Annotated in this window: 22 protein-coding genes; 7 read left to right on the forward strand and 15 right to left on the reverse strand. The window is 62.0% G+C overall.

Features of this window, described 5'->3' with window-relative positions; all coding sequences use genetic code 11:
• Nucleotides 1–155: 155 nt before the first annotated feature.
• Entirely contained in the window at nucleotides 156–1,262 is a 1,107-nt protein-coding gene (locus NKJ28_RS19890) for an aldo/keto reductase (RefSeq protein ID WP_023674933.1), read from the reverse strand.
• Nucleotides 1,263–1,316: 54 nt separating this feature from the next.
• Nucleotides 1,317–1,745: a nuclear transport factor 2 family protein gene (locus NKJ28_RS19895; protein ID WP_023674932.1), complete on the reverse strand. Its 429-nt coding sequence runs from the start codon at nucleotides 1,743–1,745 to the stop codon at nucleotides 1,317–1,319.
• 114 nt (nucleotides 1,746–1,859) lie between these two features.
• Between NKJ28_RS19895 and NKJ28_RS19900 the strand changes: the two genes are divergently transcribed.
• The gene (locus tag NKJ28_RS19900) at nucleotides 1,860–2,798 is read left to right on the forward strand and encodes a LysR family transcriptional regulator (RefSeq protein WP_023674931.1); all 939 of its coding nucleotides are present in this window, start codon (nucleotides 1,860–1,862) and stop codon (nucleotides 2,796–2,798) included.
• On the opposite strand, the gene tsf is transcribed toward NKJ28_RS19900, so the two are convergent.
• The 5 genes from tsf to NKJ28_RS19925 form a co-directional block, all read right to left on the reverse strand.
• Nucleotides 2,799–3,722: a translation elongation factor Ts gene (gene tsf / locus NKJ28_RS19905; RefSeq protein WP_352471655.1), complete on the reverse strand. Its 924-nt coding sequence runs from the start codon at nucleotides 3,720–3,722 to the stop codon at nucleotides 2,799–2,801. It lies immediately after the preceding gene.
• A gap of 119 nt (nucleotides 3,723–3,841) precedes the next feature.
• Nucleotides 3,842–4,639 (reverse strand): 30S ribosomal protein S2, encoded by a 798-nt coding sequence (gene rpsB / locus NKJ28_RS19910; RefSeq protein ID WP_031211288.1) that lies wholly within the window; start codon nucleotides 4,637–4,639, stop codon nucleotides 3,842–3,844.
• A gap of 204 nt (nucleotides 4,640–4,843) precedes the next feature.
• A complete protein-coding gene (locus NKJ28_RS19915; protein WP_352455747.1) occupies nucleotides 4,844–5,122 on the reverse strand; it encodes a DUF4031 domain-containing protein in 279 nt (92 codons plus the stop codon).
• Nucleotides 5,123–5,165: 43 nt separating this feature from the next.
• The gene (locus NKJ28_RS19920; RefSeq protein WP_352593433.1) at nucleotides 5,166–6,464 is read right to left on the reverse strand and encodes a lysophospholipid acyltransferase family protein; all 1,299 of its coding nucleotides are present in this window, start codon (nucleotides 6,462–6,464) and stop codon (nucleotides 5,166–5,168) included.
• 135 nt (nucleotides 6,465–6,599) lie between these two features.
• Nucleotides 6,600–7,427 carry a cell envelope integrity EipB family protein gene (locus NKJ28_RS19925; RefSeq protein ID WP_023674927.1) on the reverse strand — a complete coding sequence of 276 codons (828 nt, stop codon included), beginning with the start codon at nucleotides 7,425–7,427 and terminating at the stop codon, nucleotides 6,600–6,602.
• Between the two features lie 138 nt (nucleotides 7,428–7,565).
• Here NKJ28_RS19925 and NKJ28_RS19930 point away from each other — a divergent pair, with 138 nt between their 5' ends.
• The 4 genes from NKJ28_RS19930 (at nucleotide 7,566) to NKJ28_RS19945 (ending at nucleotide 10,579) form a co-directional block, all read left to right on the forward strand.
• On the forward strand, nucleotides 7,566–8,030 hold the full coding sequence (locus tag NKJ28_RS19930) for a RidA family protein (protein WP_352593436.1): 465 nt from the start codon (nucleotides 7,566–7,568) through the stop codon (nucleotides 8,028–8,030).
• 14 nt (nucleotides 8,031–8,044) lie between these two features.
• A complete protein-coding gene (locus NKJ28_RS19935; protein WP_023674925.1) occupies nucleotides 8,045–8,773 on the forward strand; it encodes a glycerophosphodiester phosphodiesterase in 729 nt (242 codons plus the stop codon).
• Nucleotides 8,774–8,813: 40 nt separating this feature from the next.
• A complete protein-coding gene (locus NKJ28_RS19940) occupies nucleotides 8,814–10,028 on the forward strand; it encodes a GNAT family N-acetyltransferase (protein ID WP_352636757.1) in 1,215 nt (404 codons plus the stop codon).
• 119 nt (nucleotides 10,029–10,147) lie between these two features.
• The gene (locus NKJ28_RS19945; protein ID WP_352593442.1) at nucleotides 10,148–10,579 is read left to right on the forward strand and encodes an HIT family protein; all 432 of its coding nucleotides are present in this window, start codon (nucleotides 10,148–10,150) and stop codon (nucleotides 10,577–10,579) included.
• A 96-nt stretch (nucleotides 10,580–10,675) separates the two neighbouring features.
• Here the strand turns inward: NKJ28_RS19945 and clpA are convergent, their stop codons facing one another.
• The 3 genes from clpA to NKJ28_RS19960 all read right to left on the reverse strand — a co-directional run bounded on the left by clpA (nucleotide 10,676) and on the right by NKJ28_RS19960 (nucleotide 14,081).
• Nucleotides 10,676–13,144 carry an ATP-dependent Clp protease ATP-binding subunit ClpA gene (clpA, locus tag NKJ28_RS19950; protein ID WP_352593445.1) on the reverse strand — a complete coding sequence of 823 codons (2,469 nt, stop codon included), beginning with the start codon at nucleotides 13,142–13,144 and terminating at the stop codon, nucleotides 10,676–10,678.
• Between the two features lie 6 nt (nucleotides 13,145–13,150).
• A complete protein-coding gene (gene clpS / locus NKJ28_RS19955; protein WP_023674921.1) occupies nucleotides 13,151–13,477 on the reverse strand; it encodes an ATP-dependent Clp protease adapter ClpS in 327 nt (108 codons plus the stop codon).
• Nucleotides 13,478–13,751: 274 nt separating this feature from the next.
• On the reverse strand, nucleotides 13,752–14,081 hold the full coding sequence (locus NKJ28_RS19960) for a phasin family protein (protein ID WP_352471661.1): 330 nt from the start codon (nucleotides 14,079–14,081) through the stop codon (nucleotides 13,752–13,754).
• A 298-nt stretch (nucleotides 14,082–14,379) separates the two neighbouring features.
• On the opposite strand from NKJ28_RS19960, the gene NKJ28_RS19965 reads away from it, so the two are divergent.
• Nucleotides 14,380–15,765 (forward strand): D-alanyl-D-alanine carboxypeptidase, encoded by a 1,386-nt coding sequence (locus NKJ28_RS19965; RefSeq protein WP_352593448.1) that lies wholly within the window; start codon nucleotides 14,380–14,382, stop codon nucleotides 15,763–15,765.
• A gap of 47 nt (nucleotides 15,766–15,812) precedes the next feature.
• On the opposite strand, the gene NKJ28_RS19970 is transcribed toward NKJ28_RS19965, so the two are convergent.
• The 4 genes from NKJ28_RS19970 to NKJ28_RS19985 all read right to left on the reverse strand — a co-directional run bounded on the left by NKJ28_RS19970 (nucleotide 15,813) and on the right by NKJ28_RS19985 (nucleotide 19,293).
• Complete coding sequence (locus tag NKJ28_RS19970; protein ID WP_352593451.1) at nucleotides 15,813–16,511, reverse strand: DnaJ domain-containing protein; 699 nt, start codon at nucleotides 16,509–16,511, stop codon at nucleotides 15,813–15,815.
• Nucleotides 16,511–17,242 carry a vWA domain-containing protein gene (locus NKJ28_RS19975; RefSeq protein ID WP_352593453.1) on the reverse strand — a complete coding sequence of 244 codons (732 nt, stop codon included), beginning with the start codon at nucleotides 17,240–17,242 and terminating at the stop codon, nucleotides 16,511–16,513. Before NKJ28_RS19975 ends, NKJ28_RS19970 begins: the two co-directional genes overlap by 1 nt.
• Before the next feature lie 124 nt (nucleotides 17,243–17,366).
• A complete protein-coding gene (locus NKJ28_RS19980) occupies nucleotides 17,367–17,804 on the reverse strand; it encodes a DUF1489 family protein (RefSeq protein ID WP_023674916.1) in 438 nt (145 codons plus the stop codon).
• 85 nt (nucleotides 17,805–17,889) lie between these two features.
• On the reverse strand, nucleotides 17,890–19,293 hold the full coding sequence (locus tag NKJ28_RS19985; RefSeq protein ID WP_352624899.1) for an L-serine ammonia-lyase: 1,404 nt from the start codon (nucleotides 19,291–19,293) through the stop codon (nucleotides 17,890–17,892).
• Between the two features lie 170 nt (nucleotides 19,294–19,463).
• Here NKJ28_RS19985 and NKJ28_RS19990 point away from each other — a divergent pair, with 170 nt between their 5' ends.
• Nucleotides 19,464–20,207, forward strand: coding sequence for a DUF599 domain-containing protein (locus NKJ28_RS19990; RefSeq protein ID WP_352636758.1), 744 nt, complete (start codon nucleotides 19,464–19,466; stop codon nucleotides 20,205–20,207).
• Here NKJ28_RS19990 and NKJ28_RS19995 read toward each other — a convergent pair.
• Nucleotides 20,156–20,950 carry a YdcF family protein gene (locus NKJ28_RS19995; RefSeq protein WP_352455738.1) on the reverse strand — a complete coding sequence of 265 codons (795 nt, stop codon included), beginning with the start codon at nucleotides 20,948–20,950 and terminating at the stop codon, nucleotides 20,156–20,158. The genes NKJ28_RS19990 and NKJ28_RS19995 overlap by 52 nt on opposite strands.
• Nucleotides 20,951–20,962 lie beyond the last annotated feature (12 nt).

Raw genomic sequence — 20,962 nt, forward strand, 5'->3', positions numbered from 1 at the left:
GTGTGGGGGGCCTCCCCCTCCTTGTGGACGGCTCGTGGGGGGTGGCGCGTTGTGGGGGGCCCCCAAAAAACTGGGGGGTTAAAAAAAACCCCGGGGCCCGGCTTGCCCCGGGGCCCCCCGAGCCGGAAAGTTGAGATCGTGGACCGGGATAGCCGTCAGCTCACGCCGGCAAAAGTGCCTCGCATGAGCAGATCCGGCAGATAGCTTGCCGGCTTACCGCCAACCGCCTGCCCACCGGTCAGGCCGCCTTGTATTTCAGGGCCGAAGAACGAATACGGAAAGGGCGTGACCGGCCGGCTCACCGCATCGAGCCGTGCCCGAAGATCTTCGGGAATGTCGAAATCAAGCGCGCCGAGATTGTCCTTGAGCTGGTCAAGCCTGGTGGCGCCGACGATGACGGATGCAATGCCTGGCCTGTTTGCCGTCCAGTTCAAGGCGATCTGGGCCATGCTGCGGCCGAGCTGGCCGGCAACCCTCTCCAGTTCGGCGACGATTTGCCAGTTGCGATCGGTGAATTTCTGGAAACCGGGATTGGTCGAACCACGCATTGTCTCCAGCCGGCCACCATCCTCGACGATTGTATCGAAACGGTATTTTCCGCTGAGCAGGCCGCTGGCCAATGGACTCCAGACCATGATTCCGGCGCCATAGCGCGTGCCGAACGGCACGAACTCGTGCTCGATGTTGCGCTCGGCCAGCGAATATTCGAGCTGAAGCGCCGAAACCGGTTCATAGCCGCGATGCTCGGCGACGGCCTGCGCCCGGCTTGCGTACCAGGCCGGCACGTCGGACATACCGACATGCCGGATCTTTCCGGCGCGCACCAGATCGTCCAGCGTCCGCATCACCTCCTCCGGCGGCGTCAGCCTGTCCCAGGTATGGAGGATGTAGAGGTCGATGTAGTCGGTGCCGAGCCGCTTCAGCGAACCGTCTATCGCCCGCAGGATGTTCTTGCGGCCGTTGCCCCCGGCGTTCGGGTTGCCCGGTTCGGCGTTGTAGGTGAATTTGGTACTGATCACCGCCTTGTCGCGCAGCCCACGCTCGGCGATGAATTCGCCGAGCCAGGTTTCGGCCGTGCCACCGGTATAGAGATCGGCGGTATCGAAGAAATTGCCACCGGCTTCGACATAGGCATCAACCAAGGCGCGCGCGGTTTCCTTCTCCGCGCCCCAGCCCCATTCCGTGCCGAACGTCATGGTGCCGAGCGCCAGGCGGGTGACACGCAGCCCGCTGTTGCCGAGCGTGTAGTAGGACATGGTCATGGATTTCTCCTGAAGTTTGAAAAGCGGGATTGAGGTCTTGCCTGGGATACGCAGTCAGGCCTTGGCCAGCGCATCGACCACCACCTGGAAGCGGCGCGGATCGAAATAATCGTGGTAGGTGCTGATCAGACCGCTCTTGAAGTGGAAAATCGCGATATTGCTGTTGGTGTATTCAGTGCCGCCGATCAGCACCGCGCGGTTCTTGTACTCAACGACGATCGCGTCCGAATCCGCTGCCGGATAGATGGCTGTCAGCTGCGAATCGAAGGATTCGAAATTACCGAAGAGGCCTCGGAAGGCCGCCAGGATCGCGGCTTTACCATCGATGCTGTTTCCAAATCCTGCCGGCGGGTAGAAGACAAGTATACGGCCATCTTCAGCCCAAAGGTCGCCCCATGCCTCAATGTCCTTGCGGTGCATCAGATCAAAGAATTTACGCACGGTCTCGAGATTACGGGTTCGTTCGGAATCGAGGTCGGTCATTAGACGTCTCCTTGGCTGCTCGGCGATTGCCGTGTGATGCAGCCAAAGATGCGCCCTCCTTTCTCCGCCGATAAGATTGCATTATCCGAATGGACTATGCGATATCATGCATGAATGGACCGCGATCTGCTTAGCCACCTACCTGTAATCGTTGCCGTCGCGCGGCGTGGCGGCTTCGCGCCGGCAGCCGCCGAGCTCGGCATGAGCCCGTCAGCGGTCAGCCATGCGGTTCGGCTGGTAGAGGAGCGAATCGGCCAGCCGTTGTTTGCCCGCACCACGCGCAGCGTCTCGCTGACCGAGGCTGGCACCGCGCTTGTCGCTGCGGCGGAGCCGGCGCTGGAAGACATTGCCGACCGGATCGAACGTATCCGCTCTGTCAAAGGCCGGGCAAGCGGACTGCTCAGGATCAACGCGCCGCGTTTGGCGCTGCCTCTGGCGCTGATGCCCATCCTGACGGCGATGGCGGAACGTTACCCTGACGTGACGGTGGAGATCGTCACCGACGAACGTCTGAGCGATATCGTCGGCGAGGGTTTCGACGCCGGCATCCGGCTGGGCGAGATGATCGCCGAGGATATGGTGACGGTGCGACTGACAGGGCCTTTCCGCAGCATCATCGTTGCCTCGCCGGCCTATGTCGGCCGGCGCGGGCGGCCATGGGCGTTGGCCGATCTCGCCGCGCACAACTGCATCGGCTATCGGCTGTTGCGATCACGTGCGCTCTATCGCTGGGATCTGTCCGATCAGGGCAAGGATATCAGCGTCGAGACACGCGGCAGCGTGGTCGTCAGCGATCCGCTGTCGGCAAGGGAAATGGCGCTTGCCGGCATCGGCCTCGCCTATCTGTTCGAGCCGCTTGTCAAGCCCGACATCGAGGCAGGCCGGCTGGTCGAAGTCCTTGGCGAGGCATCGATCGAGGAACCGGGACTGTTCCTCTATTTCCCGCGCCGCGCCGCGATGGCCCCGAAGCTCCGCGCCTTCATCGACACCGCGCAAGAAATCGGCCGGGCATCCTCGCGGATACCCGGCCGAAAAAGCCTTTCAAACGAATAGTTACTTCTTGACCGCTGCCGCGACTTCCGCCGCGAAATCGGTCTCTTCCTTCTCGATGCCCTCACCGAGCGCGAAGCGCAGATAGGCAGCGATTTTGGCTGGCGCCCCGATTTCGCTTTCGGCATCCTTCAGCGCCTTCTCGACGGTAATGTCGGGATTGAGCACGAAAGCCTGCTTGAGCAGCACGACCTCTTCATAGAACTTGCGCAAACGGCCTTCGACCATCTTCTCGATGATCGCTTCCGGCTTGCCGGACTGGCGCGCCTGGTCGGCGAAGATCGCCTTCTCGCGTTCCACTGCGGCCGGATCGAGCTCTTCGGTGGTCAGGGCCATCGGATTGGTGGCAGCGACATGCATGGCAACCTGACGGGCGAAGGCGTTGGCGGCATGCGCGTTGCCTGTCGTCTCGATGGCCACTAGCACGCCGAGCTTGCCAAGGCCGTCGGCGACTGCATTGTGAACGTAGGTTGCGACAGCGCCGTGCTCGACGGTGAGCTTGGCCGAGCGGCGGAAGCCCAGATTCTCGCCGATGGTGCCGACAGCGTCCTTGATGGTCTCGGCGACCGACTTGCCCGAGCCCGGATAGGGAGCGGCGGCAACGGCCTCGGTCTTGCCGCCATAGGCAAGCGCGACCTTCGCGACATTGGCGACGATCTCCTGGAACGCAGCATTGCGGGCAACGAAGTCCGTCTCGGAATTGACCTCGACAATCGCTGCCTCGCGGACGCCGGAATCTACGCCGATCAGGCCTTCGGCAGCGGTACGGCCAGCCTTCTTGTCGGCCTTGGAAATGCCCTTCTTGCGCAGCCAGTCGATGGCTTCTTCCATATTGCCGTTGGTCTCGTTCAACGCCGCCTTGCAATCCATCATGCCCGCGCCGGTCAAGTCGCGGAGTTCTTTGACCTGTGCAGCCGAAATGCTCATTGTCGCCTCTTTGTCTAAATGCACTGACGCACCATCGATTTTCGATGATGCGCCTGGTGCCGGTAGCGCTTACCGCGCCAACATATTGGAAAGATGAAGGCCGCAGCCGGCCTTCGCTACTATGCTTCCGGGGTCTGGGCTGCCGGGCTCTCGGCGGCCGGGGTCTGATCGAGCGCCGGTTCGACCGGAGCCTCGACCGATGCGCCGATATCGACACCGAGCGCGCCCTGCTGACGGGCGATGCCGTCGATAGCTGCCTTGGCGATCAAATCGCAATACAGCTGGATGGCGCGGGCCGCGTCGTCATTGCCGGGGATCGGGAAGTCGATCTTGTCCGGGTCGCAGTTGGAATCGATGATGGCAACGACCGGGATGCCGAGACGCTTGGCCTCGAGAATGGCGATCGCTTCCTTGTTGGTGTCGATCACGAACATCAAATCGGGCGTCGAACCCATATCCTTGATGCCGCCCAGCGCCTTGTCGAGCTTCTCACGCTCGCGGTCGAGGTTGAGGCGCTCCTTCTTGGTCAGGCCCTGAGCCTCGCCGGCCAGCATTTCGTCGAGCTTGCGCAGGCGCTGGATGGAATTCGAGATCGTCTTCCAGTTGGTCAGCATGCCGCCGAGCCAGCGCGAGTTGACATAGTACTGGGCCGAGCGCTGCGCGGCATCGGCGACGATGTCGGAGGCCTGGCGCTTGGTGCCGACGAACAGCACGCGGCCGCCCTTGGCAACAGTGTCGGAAACCTGCTTCAGCGCCTGGTGCAGCAAAGGCACCGTCTGCGAGAGGTCGATGATGTGTATGTTGTTGCGGGCGCCGTAGATATAGGGCGCCATTTTCGGGTTCCAGCGGTGGGTCTGGTGGCCGAAGTGAATGCCAGCTTCCAATAGCTGGCGCATGCTGAAATCAGGCAGAGCCATTCTTATTTCCTTTCCGGTTAGCCTCCACGGACACAGGCATTTTTGGACTTTGTCCTCGAACGCCACCGGAGGTTTCAGCCGGATTTCTCCCGGGCAGACACCAAAGTCCGTGTGTGGAATGAGCGCGCATATAGAGGGGAAGCGCGACAAACGCAAGCGTTGTGGCGTCTTGTGGTTCAGCGTGCGGCGATCAGCGCACCGGTGTCATCGCCGCATCTTCCCCTTCGGCACCCGCACACGCCGGAAAACGGCGACGATCTCCTCGCGGCTGCATTCGATGGCGCCTAACCGCACTGCGCGGTCGCGCTCGAACCCGGTTATGTCATAATGCGGTGCCGATGTCTTCGGCGGTCCTTGGTAGGACGCGCGCTTGATGCCGAGCTGCCCGGCAAAGCGATGCAGCTCGTCGGTGTCGTCTGCCAGCAGATGGCACCAGCGGTGGCCGATCCATTTCCAGATCGCCGCATCGACATAGACCGCCATGAGATTTGCCGCACTCCTTCATCTTGCGCCGACCAACACGCCGCTAACGATGATAGAAGGGATTGGCATAGAAAATGAAGCCGCCGCCGGCCTCGAGTTGCGTCATCGTCCTGGTGACGGTCTCCTGCATCCGGTCGTGCAGTTCGGCGAGTGCCTCCTCGACGGAGCCTTGATAGGCGTGCAAGCCTAGCGGCTCCGGTACCCGGACATAGGCGCGGCGTGGGCCTGCCGGCTGCGGCACGAAACGGTTGATCGTATCGCGCAGCGTACCCTTGCAATAGTCGTTGCGGATCCGCTTCAAATGTTCGGCGATCTCCTCCTGCGTGATGCGCGGATTGGCTGAAGCCCACGGCCCGACACGCTGCAGGCGCTGGATTGTATCTGCCAGCGTTCGGACCTGCTTCTGGATTTCGGTGCCGTCCATGTTCTCCCCCAGCCAGCGCCGCGACCGGCGCAAAAGCTCGGCAGTGTCGAGCGTGCCGGCGTCGACCGAGACAAGTTCGGCAAGGCGACGGCCGAGTTCGGTCAGCAGGTCCTTTTGACGTGCGTCGTACGAAGCCCGCTCATCGGACCGCAGGCCATATGCAGCCTCATCGCGCGACAGCAAGGTCGCATAGATATGATGGATGCGCTCCGGCAGCGAATTGGCGGCACGGCGTTCGATCTTCAGGCTGTGCTCGACATAGGCGCATTCCTTTGCCAGCGCTGCCTCGACATTCCCCGTGAAAGCAAGCTTCCAGATCACGGGCGCGATCCAAACCTTGAAGTCCGGATCCGTCAGGCGGCCGCGCTTCAGCGCCTCGAACCCCATTTCGACCGCGCCCGGCAGCAGCGGGGCAATGATGTTGGCATGCCAGCCGACACCGCCTTCGGGATGCAGGAGCACGCCGTGCCCCTTCAGCGCCCAGGCCACCGAATGTTCCTTGGCGGCCGCGCTGTTGCCCGGGATTTGCGCGATCAGATTGTTGGCCAACCAGAATTTCTGCATCAGCCGGCCAAGCCCGTTGACGACGCCGTGCGTGGCCCAGGATGCCGCCAGCGGGCTTACCCGCGAGACGACCTCCTTGTCGATCATCCAGTCGGTAAAGAATTCGGGATGGTTGGGCGTGATGAACGTCGCCTTGCCCGCGCCGCAACAAGCCTTCAGCCTTTGCCGGTCATTCTCCGGAAAATCGATGTGGCGGACATTGGCGACGCCGCGCAAACCGGCCAGACGGTTGAATGGCAACAGGTCGCGAAACCCCGGAACGCCGTGCAGCATGACAATCCGGTTGACGAATGTCATAGCGTTGATCAGCGTCGCATTGGGCCGCGGCGCCACAAAAACGTCGATCCTGCTCAACCTGCTCCCCCGCGGCCCATACTGTCATAAGACGTTGATAGGCAATTGCGGCATGCTCAAGTCGATGCGACTTGCCCCGCAAGATTAAGCGCTACCATCCCGGATAGCGGCCGGCGGCTTGCCGTTCACTCGAGCTTATTTAGACGGGCAGGTCTTTGGCTGATCGAACAGCGACAGATTGACCAATTTGCCGGTCATTGAGAACTCGCCATAGTCCATGACGAGATCGCGCGTGATGCCGTTCTTGTGCAGCTTGAAGCTGATCCGGTATTCCGGCACCTCCTCGCCGCCTTTGTCGGCATCATCGAAATAGGCGATGTCGACCGGCCAGTATTTGTCGGTGGCGAGCTTGGCCAGCGCCGGCGCTTCCGGATCGGCATTGTCGGCATCGGCTTGCTTGCCGACGACGACGGTGGTGGTCACCACCTTGTTGGCATCCTCAGAGCCGTCGAACAGGTTGGTTTCGTAGAAACGCTCGCCCTTTTCCGCCTTGCCGATCATTTCGACCATTTGCTGGGTCGGGAACTGGGTCGGCGCGAGTTCCAGGCTGTTCTTCTCGGGCTTGTCGATATCGACCTTGAGACCGTTGGCTTCCTTCGTTGCGGTACCCTTGACCTCCTTGTCGAGGTTCTGGTCGACAAAGGATTTGTTCACGAAGGAGAAGGTCTTGCCCTCGGCATCCTCGAAGGTGGTCATCTGCTGGTCGGTCAGCCTGGTGTTGTCGCTGGTTACGATCTGGGTCACCAAACGGAACTTTACTGTATAGCCCTCGCAAGGCGAGCCGTTGAACTCGTAGACCATGCGGCCGGTGATGCCGGTAATACCGGAACGGTCTGAAGCCTTGTCGAGTGAAATGTCGTAAACAGCACGATGCGCCTGCAGCGCAGGCACCGCAAAAGCGGGAGCCGCCCAGGAAGCCGCTGTCAAGAGAACGGCGTTGAATGCGAGGCGCGTTGCGCGCATGGGGTGCTCCGATCATCGCGGCTAATGGCAGGCCGCATGGAAAGATGGTCCAGCTTAAAAAAAGTCGTGGCGGAAGCGAGGCAAAAATAGCAATTTCGGCCCGGCCTGCGCGGCACCTTCAAGCAATAGGGAAATAGCATGAGCGAAACAATCGAAAAGCGGCTAAGCGATCTCGGCGTGACGCTGCCGGCCGCCGCCGCGCCCGCCGCCAATTACGTGCCCTATTGCCGGACCGGCAATCTGCTGTTCACCGCCGGGCAGTTGCCGCTCAAGGACGGCAAGCTCCAGGCGAGCGGACTGCTTGGCCGCGATGTCGACACCGCGACCGGCAAGGAAGCCGCAAAATACTGTGCGATCAACATATTGGCCCAGGCTCAGGCGGCACTTGGCGATCTCGAGAAAATCCGTCGCTTGGTGAAGATCACCGTCTTCGTCGCCTCGGCACCGGATTTTGTCGAACAGCATCTGGTTGCCAACGGCGCCTCGGATTTTCTCGCCGCCGTGCTCGGCGATCGCGGCAAGCACGCTCGCTCCGCCGTCGGCACCGCCTCCCTGCCGCTTAATGCCGCAGTGGAAATCGAAGCGATCTTCGAAGTCGAATGACCGGGACTGCAACCATGACCGATCTTTCCTGGCTGACCGCCCGGCCCGTCGCCCATCGCGGCCTCCACGACATGAACAAGACGCGCTGGGAGAACACCCTTTCCGCCTTCGCTGCGGCGGCCGAGCGCGGCTACGCGATCGAATGCGATGTGCACCTATCATCCGACGGCGTCCCCGTCATCATCCACGATGGCGATCTGCGGCGGCTGACCGGCGAGGACGGCTTCGTCTGGCAGCGTACGGCTGCAGAGATCACGGCGCTGAAGGTCGGCGGCACCGCCGACCATTTGCCGACGCTGCAGCAGGCGCTTGATCTGGTCGACGGCCGTGTGCCGATGGTTGTCGAGCTGAAAGGTGCTGCCGGGCACGACGAAGGCCTGGTCGAAAGCGTCGGCAAGATGCTCAAGCATTACAAGGGCAAGACCGCGATCATGTCGTTCGACCATTGGCTGATCCGCGAGTTCCCGAAATATGCACCCGGCATACCCGGCGGGTTGACCGCCTACGGCAACGACAACCACCTGATCGAGGCGCATTTCGCCATGCTGGCGCATGACATCGCCTTCACCTCCTACGCTGCCGGCGACCTGCCGAACCGGTTCGTCTCCTTCGTGCGAGAGAGACTCGGTATGCCGGTGATCACCTGGACCGTGCACGACCAGCCTGCCGTCGACCTGACCTTCAAATATGCCGACCAGATGACATTCGAAGGATTCGAGCCCGATCTGGTACGGCTTGCCTGAGCGGGCTTGTATGGGTCCGCAGCGAGCTTAAGTAAGCCTCATGGATCAAGGGGACGACTGCGAAAGACAAACGGCGAATGCGGAGCTGTCGATCCGCATCGCCGCGGGCATCGGCGCCTTTACCAGCGCTGAATGGGACAGCCTCGGCGGCACTACACGCGGCGATGCAGAATACGGCTACAACCCGCTTGTTTCATTGGCCTTTTTGAGCGCGCTGGAAGATTCCGGCTGCGCTGTTCGGCGCACCGGCTGGCAAGGCCATCACCTCAGGCTGGAAACCGCGCGAGGCAAGTTGCTCGGAGCGGTCCCCTGCTATCTGAAGTCGCACAGCCAGGGCGAATATGTCTTCGACCATGGCTGGTCGGACGCGTTCGAACGCGCCGGCGGGCGCTACTATCCGAAGCTGCAATGCGCGGTGCCGTTCACACCCGTCACCGGCCCTCGCCTGCTGGTCGGCAGGGGCGAGGACAGCCCCACCGTCAAGGCCGGTCTTGCGGCCGGTCTGAAGGCGGTGACGGATAAGCTCGGCGTGTCTTCCGCGCATGTTACTTTCGCGCCGGAGGACGACGTCCAGATATTGGCGGCGGCCGGCTTCCTGCATCGCACCGACCAGCAGTTTCACTTCTTCAACGAAGGCTTCTCGAGCTACGACGATTTTCTCGCAACGTTAGCCTCGCGCAAGCGCAAGGCAATGAAGAAAGAGCGGCGCGAGGCCCTCGCCGACGGCATCTCGATCGACTGGCTGACCGGCAAGGATCTGACCGAAAAGGCCTGGGACGACTTTTTCGCGTTCTACATGGATACCGGCAGCAGGAAATGGGGCCGGCCCTACCTCAACCGCGATTTCTTCTCGCTGATCGGCGAGCGCATGGCCGACGACATCCTGCTGGTCATGGCCAAACGCAACGGGCGCTACATTGCAGGTGCCATCAACTTCATCGGCTCAGACGCGCTCTACGGCCGCAATTGGGGCTGCATCGAGGACCACCCATTCCTGCATTTCGAGGTCTGCTACCATCAGGCAATCGATTTCGCCATCTCGCGCAAGCTGAAGGTGGTTGAAGCCGGTGCGCAGGGCGAGCACAAGCTGGCGCGCGGCTACCGGCCCGTGACGATGCATTCGGCGCACTACATCGCCCATCCAGGTCTGCGCAATGCAGTGGCCGACTACCTCCAGCGCGAGCGGCGCGAAGTCGAGCGGATGAGCGAATATCTGGAAGAGCACACCCCGTTCCGCAAGGACATGGCGGAGTAGGGTAGCGAGCCCAATCGCTCAGCCGAGCGGGCCGGCACGGCCGATGTCGACCGATCGTCTTGCCCGCCCGGAACAGCTTCGCTACACGAGACAGCGAGCCAAGAACCGGAGCGCGCGCCATGGCCGAAGCAACCTATGACAGCAGCAACATCTTCGCCAAAATCCTGCGCGGAGAAATCCCTTCGCACCGCGTCTACGAAGATGACGCGGTCATCGTCTTCATGGATGTGATGCCGCAAGGGCAGGGTCACACGCTAGTGGTGCCGAAAGCGCCGTCGCGCAACCTGCTTGACGCGGATCCGGCGGCGCTTGGCCCGCTCTTCGCTCACGTCCAGAAAATTGCGCGGGCCGTAAAGAAGGCCTTCGATGCCGATGGCGTCACGGTTATGCAGTTCAACGAACCAGCTTCGGGGCAGACTGTCTTTCACCTTCACGTCCATGTCATTCCGCGCTTCGAGGGCATTCCCCTGAAACCGCACAGCGGACAGATGGAAAAGCCTGAAGTCCTGGCCGAGAACGCCGGCAAGATACGGATGGCGCTGGCAAGCTGAACCGGCGCAAACCGCTCCGGCGGGCGCCGGGTGCTTAATCGGAAGGTGTCACAAAAAAAGCCCCGTTTCCGGGGCTTTTTTTGACTTGCGGATTCGTCAGTTCTTACGCGGCAGTTGCGGCACAAGGCTGCGCTTGCCACCATCCTTGCCTTTCGGCTCCGGCTTCTGCGCCACCGCCTTTTTCGCGGCGGGCTTTTTCGCCACCGCCTTCTTGGCCTTCGGCGCGTCGTCCGGCTCTTCCTTCTTCGGCTTCACCGGCGCCTCGTCGGCGAGCGATTCGAGCTTCAGGCCGGTCTCGCCGGTTTCCTTCTTCTCGACAGTGACACGTACTGTGCCGCCCTTCTTGAGCTTGCCGAACAGCACCTCGTCGGCCAGCGGCTTCTTGATGTGCTCCTGGATGACACGGCCAAGCGGCCGGGCGCCCATGCGCTCGTCATAGCCCTTGTCGGCCAGCCATGCGATCGCCTCCTGCGACAGGTCGAATGTCACGCCGCGCTCGGAAAGCTGTGCTTCCAGCTGCATGACGAACTTCTGCACCACCTGATGGATGACCGGCACCGGCAGCGAGCCGAACGGAATGATCGCATCGAGACGGTTGCGGAACTCCGGCGTGAACAGCCGGTTGATCGCCTCGACATCGTCGCCTTCGCGCTTGGTCGAACCGAAACCGATGGCCGCGCGCTGCGCGTCGGACGCGCCCGCATTGGTGGTCATGATCAGGATGACATTGCGGAAGTCGATCTGCTTGCCGTTGTGGTCGGTCAGCTTGCCGTGATCCATGACCTGCAACAGGATGTTGAACAGATCCGGATGCGCCTTCTCCACTTCGTCCAGCAACAGCACGCAATGCGGATGCTGGTCGACGCCGTCGGTCAGAAGGCCGCCCTGGTCGAAGCCGACATAGCCGGGAGGCGCGCCGATCAGCCGTGAAACGGTGTGGCGTTCCATATATTCCGACATGTCGAAGCGGATCAGCTCCACGCCGAGCGAGGCGGCGAGCTGCTTGGCCACTTCCGTCTTGCCGACACCGGTCGGACCCGAGAACAGGTACGAGCCGATCGGCTTTTCCGGTTCCCGCAGGCCGGCCCGCGCCAGCTTGATGGCCGAAGTCAGCGCGGTGATCGCGGTGTCCTGGCCGTAGACGACGCGCTTCAACTCGATGTCGAGACCTTGCAGCACCTTCTCGTCGTCGGCGGAAACCGTCTTCGGCGGGATACGCGCCATCGTGGCGATCGTCGCTTCGATCTCCTTGATGCCGATGGTCTTCTTGCGCTTGGCTTCCGGCACCAGCATCTGCGAGGCGCCGGTCTCGTCGATCACGTCGATCGCCTTGTCCGGCAGCTTGCGGTCGTTGATGTAACGCGCCGAGAGCTCGACCGAAGCCTTGATCGCCTCGCTCGTGTAGCGAACCTTGTGGAACTCCTCGAAATAGGGCTTGAGGCCCTTCATGATCTCGATGGCGTCCTCGACGGTCGGCTCGTTGACGTCGATCTTCTGGAAGCGCCGCACCAGCGCGCGGTCCTTCTCGAAGAACTGACGGAACTCCTTGTAGGTGGTCGAGCCGATGCAGCGGATCGCGCCGGACGACAGCGCCGGCTTCAACAGGTTCGACGCATCCATGGCGCCGCCAGAGGTGGCCCCTGCCCCGATCACGGTGTGGATCTCATCAATGAACAGCACGGCGCCGGGATAATCCTCGAGCTCCTTGACGACCTGCTTCAGCCGCTCCTCGAAATCGCCGCGATAGCGGGTGCCGGCCAGTAGCGTGCCCATGTCGAGCGCGAAGATGGTGGCATTGTGCAGCACTTCGGGAACGTCGCCCTCGACGATACGCTTGGCGAGGCCTTCGGCGATTGCCGTCTTGCCGACGCCGGGATCACCGACATAGAGCGGGTTGTTCTTGGAGCGGCGGCACAGCACCTGGATGGTCCGGTTGATCTCGCTCTCGCGACCGATCAATGGATCGATCTTGCCGGCCTTGGCCTTGTTGTTCAGGTTGACGCAATAGGCAGTCAGCGCGTCCTGCTGCTGCTTCTTCTTGCCGCCTTCCTCTTGCGGCTCGGCCCCGCTCTGGCCGCCTTGCTCGTCGTCGGCGCCGCGCGGCGTCCGCGTCTCGGAAGCGCCGGGGCGCTTGGCGATGCCATGCGAGATATAGTTGACCGCGTCGTAGCGGGTCATCTGCTGTTCCTGCAGGAAGTAAGCGGCGTGGCTCTCGCGCTCAGCGAAGATGGCGACGAGCACGTTGGCGCCGGACACCTCCTCGCGACCTGACGACTGCACATGGATCACCGCGCGCTGGATGACGCGCTGGAAACCGGCAGTCGGCTTGGAATCTTCATCGTAGCCGGTGACGAGGTTGTCGAGCTCGGTGTCGATATAGGTGAGGACCGTATGCTTCAACTCGTCGAGATCGACGTTGCAGGCACGCATGACGGCCGCCGCCTCGGTGTCGTCGATCAGGGCGAGCAGCAAATGTTCAAGGGTTGCATATTCATGGTGCCGCTCATTGGCGAGCGTCAGCGCTTGGTGAAGCGCCTTTTCCAGGCCTTGGGAGAAAGCCGGCATGTTACCTCACTTCTTCTCCATCACGCATTGCAGCGGATGCTGATTCTGTCGGGCGAAATCCATGACCTGAGCCACTTTGGTCTCGGCCACCTCGAATGTATAGACCCCGCACTCGCCCACCCCATGATTGTGAACATGAAGCATTATGCGTGTGGCGGCTTCGCGGTCCTTCTGGAAAAAGCGCTCCAGCACGTGGACCACGAATTCCATGGGTGTGTAGTCGTCGTTAAGAATGAGGACCCGATACAGACTGGGCTTCTTGGTCTTGGTTTTTGTGCGCGTGATGACGGCCGTGCCGCGACCGGCCTCATTGCCGTTGCTGCCGTTCTGCATTCGCACCACGTAGCTCGTGGCAGTCAAACCTGTAGTCACGTAGTCCTGCCTCTTTCGAATCCTCATGCATGCTCGACATGTAGGTGTTCGATGGACGATTTTAAGCCCTTCTGTTTAGCTGACAATATGGCTAGGTGGCCAAACTTGACCGATTTTTCAAATCGTGAAGACCGCAGGCCCCCGATTTCGAGCTGGCATGAAAAAACCCGGCCGCGCGTTCGCGACCGGGTCTGTCTTTGCAAGCCCAGGGGCCGGCTCGGAATGTTCGTCGAATTTACTTCGCCTTGGCGACGATCGATTCGAACGGCTTGTAGGCTTCCTTGGCGAGTTCGGCATAGAGATCGCCAAGCTTGGTGGCTTCGGTGACGAAGCTCTCATAGGACTGCTTGGCATAGTCGGACTGGATATCGATCGCCTTGTCCAGCGACTTGGCGGAAAAGAGCTTCTCAACAGCGGCGCTGCCGGCTTCGAAGCTTTTCTTGGTGTACTCGCCCGCCTCGGCGGCGATAGCCTGCGCACCCTTGGACAGCGAGGCGAAGCTCTTCAATCCGGTGTCCGCAAATTCCTTGCCGTATTTGCTGAAATCTTCATAGGTCTGGGTCATTTCACGCATTCCCTTGAACGGTTGCCTTGGACGATAGACGCGGCTTGTCCGGGCCGCGTTGTGCAATGCGTGTAAATATATTGTGCAGTGCACAAAAGTCAAGATTCCCGCGGCAATGCGGATCGTGAGCTGCCGGCAATCGCTAAGATTCGAATAAAGAGAAGCTCAATCCCACAGAAAATGGTGAACGCGGCGGTTACCATAAACGGATTGGTAACGCTGCCCGCGTTAGCGTGGCCGGAGGTGAGGCAGGACCCTTTGCCGCCTCCAAGGCAACGGAAATTCAAAGGAACTATCAGTGCGTAAGGCGTTGTCGGGCTTCGTTTCCAAATCCGCGTCCCCCCTCAAAACGATCATGATCCTCGCCATGGCGATGAGCTTCGTCGTCGCGGACGCGGCCTCATCCATGGCGGCCAAGTCGGCGGCCATCGTCATCGATGCCAAGACCGGCAAGGTGCTTTATTCGTCGGACGCCGATGGCCGGCGCTATCCGGCGTCGCTTACCAAGATGATGACGCTCTATCTGACGTTCGAGGCGTTGGCGAAGGGCAGGATCAGCAAGAATTCCCCGGTCGTGTTCTCGGCCAATGCCGCTGCCGAACCGCCGACGAAGCTCGGCGTCAAGCGGGGCGGCTCGGTCACGGTCGAGACCGCGATCCTGTCGATGGTGACCAAATCGGCAAACGATTCCGCAACAGCGCTTGGCGAGATGCTCGGCGGCAACGAAGCCAATTTCGCCCGCATGATGACCGCCAAGGCGCGGGCGCTGGGCATGAGGGGAACCGTTTTCCGCAACGCCAACGGCTTGCCTGATCCCGGCCAGTTCACGACCGCGCGCGACATGGCGATGCTCGGCATCGCCCTGAGAGAGCATTTCCCGCAATATTACGGCTATTTCTCGCAGCGCTCCTTTCTTTACGGGCGGCAGCGCATCAACGGCCACAATCGTCTGCTCGGACGCATCAAGGGCGTCGACGGCATCAAGACCGGTTACACCCGCGCCTCCGGTTACAATCTGGTCTCCTCGGTCTCGGATGGCGATCGGCGCATCGTAGCGGTGGTCATGGGCGGCAGGTCCGGCGGCAGCCGCGACAGCCAGATGGCCGGGTTGATCAATGCCTACATGCCGCAGGCGTCGTCGCGCGGCGGCGGCGTGCTGGTTGCCAAGGCCGGCGGCAATCCGATTTCAGCCTTGGCCAAGGTGCTTCTACCGAAGCATGACGCGCCGACACCGGACAGTAAGCCGGACGACGATGCCGTTGCCTCTCTTGTCGAGGAAAATGCGCCCGTCGTTGAAGAGACCGCTCCGGTCGTTCAGGCCAAGAGGGTCAAGACGACGGCTGTGTCGACGGTGGACGACGTGGCGACAGCCCGGGTCGCCGCAGCCTATGCCGAACCGGCGGCAGAGGTCGATCCGGTCAGCACGGCGTCGGTGCCATCCGGCTGGGCAATACAGGTCGCCTCTTCGCCAAAACAGGCCGAAGCGAAGGCTTTCCTCGACAAGGCGACGAAGCAGGCGCCCTCCGTTCTGACCGATGCCTCCGGTTTCACCGTCGCCTTCGACAAGGACGGTGTCACCTACTACCGCGCCCGGTTCGGTGGTTTCGGTTCGAAGACGGCTGCCTGGAAAGCCTGCAACGCTTTGAAAAAGAAGAAGATCGAGTGCTACGCCGTCCAGCAGTAAGCGGCGCGCGAAACGATATCTTTCCCGAAGTTCTGCGTCGAAGGAGACTAGTTGTGATTGGAGAGCAAGACGTCCTTGGCTTCATTGATCCGCGCCGCCAGGAAAGACGTGCCACCGATATCGGGGTGCAGGCGCTGCATCAGGCGGCGGTGCGCCTTGCGGACATCCGCCGCGGCAGCCCCCGCTTCAAGACCAAGGATCTTGTAGGCCTCCTCCTTAGTCATGGCGCCAGAACCTGGCGCAACACCCAGCCCTTCGCCACCATTCGCATCAGCGTCTTTGCGCCAGATGGGAAATCTGCCGTCAAGATACGTCTCTAGCAATTGGCGGCTCTCCGGATCGCCGGAGAGTTCGCGATAGAGTTGCTGCAATTCGGCAAGCCCCATCGAGCCAAGCATCTTGCCTTCATGGCGCCCAGCCAGCACAAGGCCTTCGAGGCCGCCGGTATCGTGATCGAGTTCCATCTCAAGCGCCGCCGTACGAACTGTGGAACGCTTGCCTGGTGCCAGTTTTGCCGCCGGCCGATTCATGCGCATGGAGCCGTACCAGGCGAGCGCAGCCGACAGGATCAAGCCGCCGATGCCCTCGCGCCCGACCAGCAGCACGGCGACGCCGACCAGCCCGAGCAGCACAGGTCCAAGCGTCCTCATGCCGCCTGCAAGCTTCGCCGGATCGGCGCGCAGGAAGACAGTGACCGTGCCGAGAAACACCAGAAGCAATGCTACGAAAGCGATAATCGCGCCCATCAGTTTCCGCCGCCCCGCATATGCTCGATCATCAGCCGATCCTCCGGCCTGCCCCGGGCCTCCAGTGCTTTCAGCCCGCCGGTCGCAAACACGGCGACAGACGAAAGCAGGCCGGCCAACGTCGCGGCAGCCCGCCGATCGAACCGGAACCAGGCCCCTTTCGACAGCCGCGCAATTTCCTTGAACGCCTTTTCCGCAGCGGCATCATGGCCCTCCTGAAAGACGAAGACAGGAACGCCGTGCAGACCGAGGCTGCCGGCCTTTTCGGCCAGATCATCTATGTTTTCTTCCATCGCGTCGCCGATATAGACCAGCGCGTTGACCTTGGCCGCCGCCGTCTGTTTCAGCGCATGGGCGAGCACCTTGCCGATCTGGGTATGGCCGCTGCGGCAGTCGATGCGCGTCATCAGCTGTTTCAGAGCTTCGGTATCGGTGACGAATGCGGACGAGCGGCACTCGCCAAGGCCGCGAAAATAGACAAGTTGAACCTTGAGCGCCCCGGCCTTGCCGACGGCGTCGAACATCTCGGCCTGCAGCGCACAGGCGAGATCCCAGGTCGGCTGGCGGCTCATCGTCGCGTCGAGGGACAGGATCAGCCTACCTGAACCGGTGGCGGATGCAGCGAGCGTCCTTGCCTGACGGAGAAACGCGTCGATCTCGCCGGTGCTCGATTGAGACTCGACCGGCGCAGGATTGGCCTTTGCAGACACGGGCTGCTTCTTGTCGCTCATGACATTCAAGATGTGGCGTTGTTCCCCGGCTTGCAAGCCCAGATGAGGCGACCTGGAGGACCGGTGATGATGGCACCTGCGGACAACGCTTCGGCTGGTGGTCTTGGCGTTGCGTTTCTTGGCGTCAGAGCAGGCCGAGATCGGCAAGCTCACGCCTGAGCTTCGGCGGCATCTCGATCAGCCCGGCTTTGCCCTTGCCGAGATCGGCCGGCGCGTCCGCCGGCTTCAGGTAGCGCCACCCCTGGAATGCACGGCGCGGTTGCCAGTCAGTGCGCACGACCTCGGGATCGAGGATCAGATGGCAACGGCCGATGCCCTCGTCATCGGTGAAGGGCCGGATTTCGGTGATCAGCTGGCGGCATTGGACATTGCCCTTGATCACCCAGTAGAGCGAGCCGCCGCCGGTAATCTCGGCGCCACGCGTCGGCACCATGCGGGTGGTGTGGTAGTGCTCGGCCGGTTCGCCGGCGCGGCGCCGCTCGTCGAGACGGAAGGCAATCCACTCTTCCAGATCCTCGACGCTGTCACAGCCGACGCAAAGCTTTATGAGATTGAGAGACATCGTTTAAGGTTTAGTCCAACACGCGAACGCGTCAACGGCCTGATCGACTTCTCCACAGTGGTGGTCCATGCCGCCAGATTGGCGCTCAACACTCCACGACATTGACGGCCAATCCGCCAAGGCTGGTTTCCTTGTACTTTTCGTTCATGTCGAGACCGGTCTGGCGCATCGTCTCGATCGCGGCATCGAGCGGCACGAAATGAACGCCGTCGCCCTTGATGGCCAGCGAAGCGGCGGTCACCGCCTTGACGGCACCAAGCGCGTTGCGCTCGATACACGGCACCTGCACCAGGCCGCCGACCGGATCGCAGGTCATGCCGAGATGATGTTCCAGCGCGATCTCGGCAGCATTCTCGACCTGCTCGGGCGTGCCGCCCATGACGGCGCACAATCCCGCCGCAGCCATTGCCGAAGCCGAACCGACCTCGCCCTGGCAGCCGACTTCCGCCCCCGAGATCGAAGCATTGGTTTTGATGATGCCGCCGACCGCCGCCGCCGTCAGCAGGAAATCGCGGATGCTGGGCTGGTCGGCTTCGGGATGGAAATGCAACCAGTAGCGCAGCACTGCGGGCAGAGTGCCGGCCGCCCCATTGGTTGGCGCGGTGACGACACGGCCGCCGGCAGCGTTCTCCTCATTGACCGCCATCGCATAGATCGACAGCCAGTCGTTGGCGAGCAGCGGGTTGGGCCGGTTCTGCTGCCATTGCTCCTGCAGCTTGTCGTGCAGCATCCGGGCACGGCGGCGCACCTTGAGTCCGCCCGGCATGATGCCGTCTTGCGACAGGCCGCGCTCGATGCAGCCCTTCATGGCGCTCCAGATGCCGTCGAGGCCGGCGTCGAGCTCCCCGCGCGACATCTGCGTCTCCTCGTTGACGCGCTTCATCTCGGCAATGGAAAGCCCGCTTTTCGCTGCCATGGACAGCATTTCGACGGCGTTCTTGAACGGATATGGAACCTTCTTGCCTTCGGTTGTCGCCGAGCCCCTCGCCTTCATCCGCTGCAATTCTTCCTCAGAAACGACAAAGCCGCCGCCGATCGAATAGTAGACGCGCCTCAGCAGCAACCGGTCGCCGGCATCATAGGCAGAGAAGGCCATGCCGTTGGCGTGACCCGGCAGTGGCGTCTTGCGATCCAGCACAAGATCCGTTGCCGGGTCGAAACGGTAGGACGAATGGCCGCGCGGCGAAATCCGCTTCTCGGCGGCGATGCGAGCGACGATGCCGTCTGCTAGGTCGGGATCCACCGTCTGCGGCGTCTGGCCGGCGAGGCCGAGCACCACGGCACGATCGGAGCCATGGCCGATGCCGGTATAGGCGAGCGAGCCATGCAGGCTGGCCGCGATCCGGTCGACCTTGGCGCCGGCCGGGCGCGGCCAGTCGTCTCCCGCAATCTCGTCGAGAAACCGCCGCGCGGCCGTCATCGGCCCCATCGTGTGCGAACTCGATGGGCCGATGCCGATCTTGAACAAGTCGAAAACCGAAAGGAACACGTGGGCGTTTTCTCCTGGGACCCTGTTGAGGTCTACATATAGGAATTCCCATGATGTTTTCCGCTGTTTTAAGGACCGCGGCGCTGCACCTGCCGACCTTGTTTGCTCCGGCAGCGACATTCCAGCTTCGGCCATCGAAGCGTTACCGCCGCCTGTGGTAAAAGCAACGCATGAGCGATTCCTTTCACCTATCGACGTCCGACCTTGCGGCGCTGGGGTTCTTCCTTACCGCGTGGGTGCTGCATACGCTCGCCGCCGACGGAATGCTGGTCAGCCGCATGTCGCTGACGAGGGCTATGAACGCGCAGCGCGAGGCCTGGATGCGGACAATGGCCGAACGCGAGATCCGCATCGTCGACACCGCTATCATGAGCGGGCTGCAACAGGGGACCGCCTTCTTTGCCTCCAGTTCGCTGATTGCGATCGGCGGCTGTTTTGCCCTGCTCGGCGCCTCCGATCAGGTTCTGACCGTGCTGAGCGACCTGCCGTTTGGCGACACGTCCTCACGCGCGGCCTTCCAGACGAAGGTGTTCGGGCTGGTGCTGATCCTGGCCTTTTCCTTCTTCAAGTTCGGCTGGGCTTACCGGCTGTTCAACTATTGCTCGATCCTGATCGGCGCCGTGCCGATTCCACATGGCGAGGCGTCGCGCAATCCGGTCACCGAAACGGCGGTGTGGCGTGCCGCGCGCATGAACATGCTGGCCGGAAAGCATTTCAATTCGGGCCTGCGCGGCGTGTTCTTCTCGATCGGCTATCTTGGTTGGTTCGTCGATCCCACCGTCTTCGTGCTATCGACGCTGCTGCTTCTGGCGGTACTGGTGCGCCGCCAGTTTTTCTCGGCGGCGCGGCAGGCGGTGCTCGGTCAGCCGCCCGGTCCGGGGAAAGGCCGATCGATGCGGCCCGACAGCCAATAGGCGGTGAGCCCTATCCATTCGCGGATCGCAACAGTGGTGACCTCCAGCCAGTCGCCGGGATAAGGCAAGGTGCCGATGCTTTCCTTGCCGGAAGTGCGATAGTCGACCGGCCACGGAACGGTCGAAAAACCGGCTTTGTCGAACAGCGCCTTGGCGCGTGGCATGTGGAAGGCCGAGGTCACCAGCAACCAAGTCTCGCCCGGTTTCGGCGTCACCAGTTCCCTGGTAAAGACAGCGTTCTCGTAGGTGTTGCGGGATTTGTTCTCGAGGATCAGCCGATCGGCCGCCACGCCGAAAGCGGCAAAAAGACGCGGCGCGGTATCTGCATCGCCTTCGCCGCCGCGGAACGTTTCGATGCTGCCACCGGAGATAACGACTTTCGCTGTCGGGAACCGCCGCGCCAGCACGGCCGCCTCGACCATCCGGTCGCCGCTGGAGTTCATTTCATAGCCGCCACGCACCAGATTGACGGCGCCATCCAGACTGCCGCCAAGCACTATGATACCGTCAACCTTTTCCGGCAGCGGCGGCCTGGGGAAACGTTCCTCCAGCCGATTGAGCATCATGGGGCCGAGTGGGCTCCATATCGAAACCGCCAGAATGAGGAAGGCAAGAGCGCTGCCGGCGGTCGCCAACCGTCGCCGCCCGAACATCGCCGCGATCAGCCCCGCCAGCAGCAGGAAGATCGCGAGATTCAACGGCTCGACGAAGAACCCGAGAACCTTGGAGACATAGAAGAACATCCCTCACCCCCC

Origin of the sequence: Mesorhizobium sp. M0145 (assembly GCF_040322355.1) — a bacterium.
Lineage (GTDB): Bacteria > Pseudomonadota > Alphaproteobacteria > Rhizobiales > Rhizobiaceae > Mesorhizobium.

Excerpts from the sequence above, each read along its gene's own strand:
- NKJ28_RS19890 (WP_023674933.1), bottom strand. The coding sequence starts at position 1,262 with ATGACCATGTCCTACTACACGCTCGGCAACAGCGGGCTGCGTGTCACC.
- NKJ28_RS19895 (WP_023674932.1), bottom strand. The coding sequence starts at position 1,745 with ATGACCGACCTCGATTCCGAACGAACCCGTAATCTCGAGACCGTGCGT.
- NKJ28_RS19900 (WP_023674931.1), top strand. The coding sequence starts at position 1,860 with ATGGACCGCGATCTGCTTAGCCACCTACCTGTAATCGTTGCCGTCGCG.
- tsf (WP_352471655.1), bottom strand. The coding sequence starts at position 3,722 with ATGAGCATTTCGGCTGCACAGGTCAAAGAACTCCGCGACTTGACCGGC.
- rpsB (WP_031211288.1), bottom strand. The coding sequence starts at position 4,639 with ATGGCTCTGCCTGATTTCAGCATGCGCCAGCTATTGGAAGCTGGCATT.
- NKJ28_RS19915 (WP_352455747.1), bottom strand. The coding sequence starts at position 5,122 with ATGGCGGTCTATGTCGATGCGGCGATCTGGAAATGGATCGGCCACCGC.
- NKJ28_RS19925 (WP_023674927.1), bottom strand. The coding sequence starts at position 7,427 with ATGCGCGCAACGCGCCTCGCATTCAACGCCGTTCTCTTGACAGCGGCT.
- NKJ28_RS19930 (WP_352593436.1), top strand. The coding sequence starts at position 7,566 with ATGAGCGAAACAATCGAAAAGCGGCTAAGCGATCTCGGCGTGACGCTG.
- NKJ28_RS19935 (WP_023674925.1), top strand. The coding sequence starts at position 8,045 with ATGACCGATCTTTCCTGGCTGACCGCCCGGCCCGTCGCCCATCGCGGC.
- NKJ28_RS19940 (WP_352636757.1), top strand. The coding sequence starts at position 8,814 with ATGGATCAAGGGGACGACTGCGAAAGACAAACGGCGAATGCGGAGCTG.
- NKJ28_RS19945 (WP_352593442.1), top strand. The coding sequence starts at position 10,148 with ATGGCCGAAGCAACCTATGACAGCAGCAACATCTTCGCCAAAATCCTG.
- clpA (WP_352593445.1), bottom strand. The coding sequence starts at position 13,144 with ATGCCGGCTTTCTCCCAAGGCCTGGAAAAGGCGCTTCACCAAGCGCTG.
- clpS (WP_023674921.1), bottom strand. The coding sequence starts at position 13,477 with ATGCAGAACGGCAGCAACGGCAATGAGGCCGGTCGCGGCACGGCCGTC.
- NKJ28_RS19960 (WP_352471661.1), bottom strand. The coding sequence starts at position 14,081 with ATGACCCAGACCTATGAAGATTTCAGCAAATACGGCAAGGAATTTGCG.
- NKJ28_RS19970 (WP_352593451.1), bottom strand. The coding sequence starts at position 16,511 with ATGGGCGCGATTATCGCTTTCGTAGCATTGCTTCTGGTGTTTCTCGGC.
- NKJ28_RS19975 (WP_352593453.1), bottom strand. The coding sequence starts at position 17,242 with ATGAGCGACAAGAAGCAGCCCGTGTCTGCAAAGGCCAATCCTGCGCCG.
- NKJ28_RS19980 (WP_023674916.1), bottom strand. The coding sequence starts at position 17,804 with ATGTCTCTCAATCTCATAAAGCTTTGCGTCGGCTGTGACAGCGTCGAG.
- NKJ28_RS19990 (WP_352636758.1), top strand. The coding sequence starts at position 19,464 with ATGAGCGATTCCTTTCACCTATCGACGTCCGACCTTGCGGCGCTGGGG.
- NKJ28_RS19995 (WP_352455738.1), bottom strand. The coding sequence starts at position 20,950 with ATGTTCTTCTATGTCTCCAAGGTTCTCGGGTTCTTCGTCGAGCCGTTG.